Genomic DNA, 3,679 nt, shown 5'->3' on the forward strand with positions numbered 1-3,679 from the left:
GGTTCTGGACGTTGAATTTCCCACCGGGAAACTGCCAAAGATCTATAACGCTCTGCGCATCGAGGGGAAAAACCCCGCAGGCGATGACGTCGCCCTGACCGCTGAAGTTCAACAGCTTCTAGGTGATCACCGGGTTCGTGCCGTTGCCATGAGTGGCACCGACGGTCTGGTGCGCGGCATGGAAGCCCTCGACACAGGTGTGCCGATTTCCGTGCCCGTGGGCGAAGGTACCCTCGGCCGCATCTTCAACGTGCTGGGCGAGCCCGTCGACGAGCAGGGTCCCGTCAACACCACAGCCACTGCTCCCATCCACCGGGATGCTCCCAACATCACCGAGCTTGAGACCAAGCCCAAGGTGTTCGAGACCGGCATCAAGGTGATCGACCTCCTGGCTCCCTACCGCCAGGGCGGCAAGGTCGGCCTGTTCGGCGGCGCCGGCGTGGGGAAGACCGTGCTTATTCAGGAGCTGATCAACAACATTGCCAAGGAGCACGGCGGTGTGTCTGTGTTCGGTGGTGTGGGTGAGCGCACTCGTGAGGGCAACGACCTCTACGAGGAATTCAAGGAATCCGGCGTGATCAATGCTGACGACCTTTCCAAGTCGAAGGTGGCTCTCTGCTACGGCCAGATGAACGAGCCCCCCGGCGCTCGCATGCGCGTGGGTCTCTCCGCTCTTACCATGGCAGAGCACTTCCGCGACGTGAACAGGCAAGACGTGCTGCTGTTCGTGGACAACATCTTCCGTTTCGTGCAGGCCGGTTCCGAGGTGTCCGCACTTCTGGGCCGCATGCCTTCCGCTGTGGGCTACCAGCCCACCCTGGGCACCGACGTGGGTGCACTGCAGGAGCGTGTTGCTTCGACCGTTGAAGGTTCGATCACCTCAATCCAGGCCGTATACGTACCTGCTGACGACCTGACCGACCCCGCTCCGGCCACCACCTTTGCTCACCTCGACGCCACCACGGTGCTGAACCGTGCCCTGGCCTCCAAGGGCATCTACCCCGCTGTGGATCCTCTTGATTCCACCAGCACCATGCTGCAGCCAGCTGTGGTGGGTGACGAGCACTACCGCACCGCCCGTGCCGTGCAATCCACCCTGCAGCGCTACAAGGAACTGCAGGACATCATCGCGATTCTGGGTCTCGACGAACTGTCGGAAGACGACCGTCGCACCGTGGATCGTGCCCGGAAGGTGGAGAAATTCCTCTCCCAGCCTTTCTTCGTGGCCGAGATCTTCACCGGCATGCCCGGCAAGTACGTGAAGCTGGAGGAGACCATCGCTGGTTTCAACCAGATCCTTTCCGGTGAGCTGGACAGCCTTCCCGAAGCCGCCTTCTACCTGGTGGGCAACATCGACGAAGTGAAAGCCAAGGCCGAGAAGATCGCCGCCGAAACCAAGTGATCACTGCGGGGGTGTGATTCACACCCCCGATCACGTGTTTCCCGACAGTCCGTTCTCTTTTCGAACCAAGGTTCATGTCCCTCATCCTCCGCGTGCTGGCAACAGACCAGAACGTCTTTGATGGCAGCGCCGACGAGGTGATCCTGCCCAGTACCACCGGTCAACTCGGCATCCTGCCGGGCCACATCTCCCTGCTCACCGCCATCGACATCGGTGTGCTGCGGGTGCGTGCCAACGGTGCCTGGAACTCCATCGCCCTGATGGGGGGGTTCGCCGAAGTAGACGCTGATGAAGTCACCGTTCTGGTGAACAAGGCCGAACTGGGCAGCTCCATCGATGCCGCTGCCGCCGAGACCGCTTTCCAAAAGGCCACCAGCGTGGTGGCTGGCATGGAAGGCCAACCGGCTTCTCCGGAAAAACTCAAGGCCCAGCAACAGCTGAATGAAGTTCGCGCTCGCCTTCAGGCCAGCAAAACCGCCGACTGATTCATCCGCCTGTTCCACAGATGACGTTCAACAAGCCAGGGGCTGAAACCCCTGGCTTGTTTTAGTGTTCGCGGCGCGCAGGCATAAAAAAACCTGCCCGGAGGCAGGTTGGAATCAACACGTTGAGAGGCGGAATTAGGCGGTACCACAGAAGGTGACGTCGGGGAACTTGACCTTGGCCTCGTCGAGGCTCTTGCCTTTGCCCTCTTCCTGCCAGTAGTTGATCACCTCAGTGGCCTGGTTGAGCACTTCAACCCGCTCGTTGTCGGTGATCCAACTCTTGCCTTCCAGCTCGGTCTTCAGGCTTTCCCAAGCATCCTCACGGGGCCAGAAGAAGTAGGAGGTGAGGGGGCTGGGGCCACCGCCAACGATCTGATCAACCGCGAGGGCCACGTTGTCGGGGAGCCAGAGGATCTTCAGAAGGAAGCGGCCCTCATCGGCCTTGGGGGTGTAACCGGAAGGGACACCATCGGCATCGATGGTGGCCGTGGCCAGAGCCGCGGCGGCGCCCTTCAGCACAGGACGGCCTTCGCCTTCGCTAGCTGCAGGCTTTTCAGTGGTTTCAGCTGCCTGGGTGGCGCCTTCAGCCGCGTCGGCGGACGGAGTCGCGACCTCCTGGTCGATAGGGGCAGCGCCTTCGGTGACCGTCATGGTGTCAGCGCTCAAGACAGAGATATAAACAACTAACCTACCAGCCGCTACCCATCAGATGTTCTGGGATCCCCAACCATCCTGCTGTTCGACATCGATGGTGTGATCCGCGATGTAGCGGGCAGCTATCGACGGGCCCTTCAATGCACTGTGCAGCACTACTGCGGTTGGCAGCCCAGCGCTGATGTCATTGATGCGTTAAAGGCTGAAGGAGCCTGGAACAACGACTGGGACGCCAGTCTTGAACTGCTGCGGCGCCATGGCGCTGAGCTGTCGGATCGCGCCGCGCTGATTGATGTGTTCAGCGGCTTCTACTTTGGCGGAGATCCGGAAGAGGACCCCAGCCAATGGACGGGGTTTATCGGTGATGAGCCTCTTCTGGTGGACGCCAGCTTTTTCGCCACGCTGTCGAGGCGCAAGCTGCGCTGGGGATTTGTGAGTGGGGCTGAGCCGCCCTCGGCCCGCTTCGTGCTGCAGCAGCGCCTGGGGCTCCAGGACCCGCCCCTGATCGCAATGGGCGATGCCCCCGACAAACCGGACCCTACAGGCTTGATCCGCCTGGCCAAGGCACTGGGGGCCAGTGCCGAGGGAGTTCAGGTGGCCTATCTCGGCGACACCGTGGCCGATGTGCACACCGTGATCCAGGCACGGAAACGCTGGCCGGAACAACAATTCGTGAGCCTGGCGGTGGCGCCGCCTCACCTGCAAACCGCAGAGCAGGCTACGGCGCGCGAAATCTATGAGCAACGGCTGCGGGAGGCCGGCGCCGATCAAGTGCTGACGACCACCGAAGCGGTCTTGCACTGGGAAGGAGTCGCGGGATGAGGGCAACTGTCCTCCGCGAAACTCCCCTCTGATCGAGGCGATCAGCGCTCCATCGCAGCAACGCTCTTGAGGGAGCTCGCGGTGAGCACCTCATGGCCGGGCTCGGTGACGGCAACGTCGTCTTCGATGCGGATGCCGATGCCTTTCCAGCGATCGTCAATCTCTGGCTGTCCTTCCGGCACGCTGAGGCGATCGCTGACGTAAAGACCGGGCTCAACGGTGAGCACCATGCCTGGCTCCAGCGGCGCAGGTTGCTCACCGAGCCTGTAGGCCCCCACGTCATGCACATCCAGACCAAGCCAATGGCCGGTGCGGT

General features: G+C 61.8%; 5 protein-coding genes. 3 read left to right on the top strand and 2 right to left on the bottom strand.

Annotated features, from left to right (window positions below):
• Together atpD and atpC are read left to right on the top strand one after the other, a co-directional pair.
• Nucleotides 1-1,402 (top strand): F0F1 ATP synthase subunit beta (atpD, locus tag ACGVJ8_RS04435; RefSeq protein ID WP_392345790.1); only part of this gene is annotated, 1,402 nt, incomplete at its 5' end.
• A gap of 74 nt (nt 1,403-1,476) precedes the next feature.
• Nucleotides 1,477-1,887, top strand: coding sequence for an ATP synthase F1 subunit epsilon (atpC, locus tag ACGVJ8_RS04440; RefSeq protein ID WP_392345792.1), 411 nt, complete (start codon nt 1,477-1,479; stop codon nt 1,885-1,887).
• 135 nt (nt 1,888-2,022) lie between these two features.
• On the opposite strand, the gene ACGVJ8_RS04445 is transcribed toward atpC, so the two are convergent.
• A complete protein-coding gene (locus tag ACGVJ8_RS04445) occupies nt 2,023-2,538 on the bottom strand; it encodes a 30S ribosomal protein PSRP-3 (protein WP_392345794.1) in 516 nt (171 codons plus the stop codon).
• Nucleotides 2,539-2,640: 102 nt separating this feature from the next.
• On the opposite strand from ACGVJ8_RS04445, the gene ACGVJ8_RS04450 reads away from it, so the two are divergent.
• Nucleotides 2,641-3,363 carry a TIGR01548 family HAD-type hydrolase gene (locus ACGVJ8_RS04450; RefSeq protein ID WP_392345796.1) on the top strand — a complete coding sequence of 241 codons (723 nt, stop codon included), beginning with the start codon at nt 2,641-2,643 and terminating at the stop codon, nt 3,361-3,363.
• Nucleotides 3,364-3,404: 41 nt separating this feature from the next.
• Here the strand turns inward: ACGVJ8_RS04450 and ACGVJ8_RS04455 are convergent.
• On the bottom strand, nt 3,405-3,679 hold a 275-nt coding region (locus tag ACGVJ8_RS04455; protein WP_392345798.1), incomplete at its 5' end, for a M24 family metallopeptidase.

Source organism: Parasynechococcus sp. (genome assembly GCF_042954245.1).
In the GTDB taxonomy this organism is placed as follows: Bacteria; Cyanobacteriota; Cyanobacteriia; order PCC-6307; family Cyanobiaceae; genus Parasynechococcus.

Excerpts from the sequence above, each read along its gene's own strand:
- ACGVJ8_RS04445 (WP_392345794.1), bottom strand. The coding sequence starts at position 2,538 with ATGACGGTCACCGAAGGCGCTGCCCCTATCGACCAGGAGGTCGCGACT.
- atpC (WP_392345792.1), top strand. The coding sequence starts at position 1,477 with ATGTCCCTCATCCTCCGCGTGCTGGCAACAGACCAGAACGTCTTTGAT.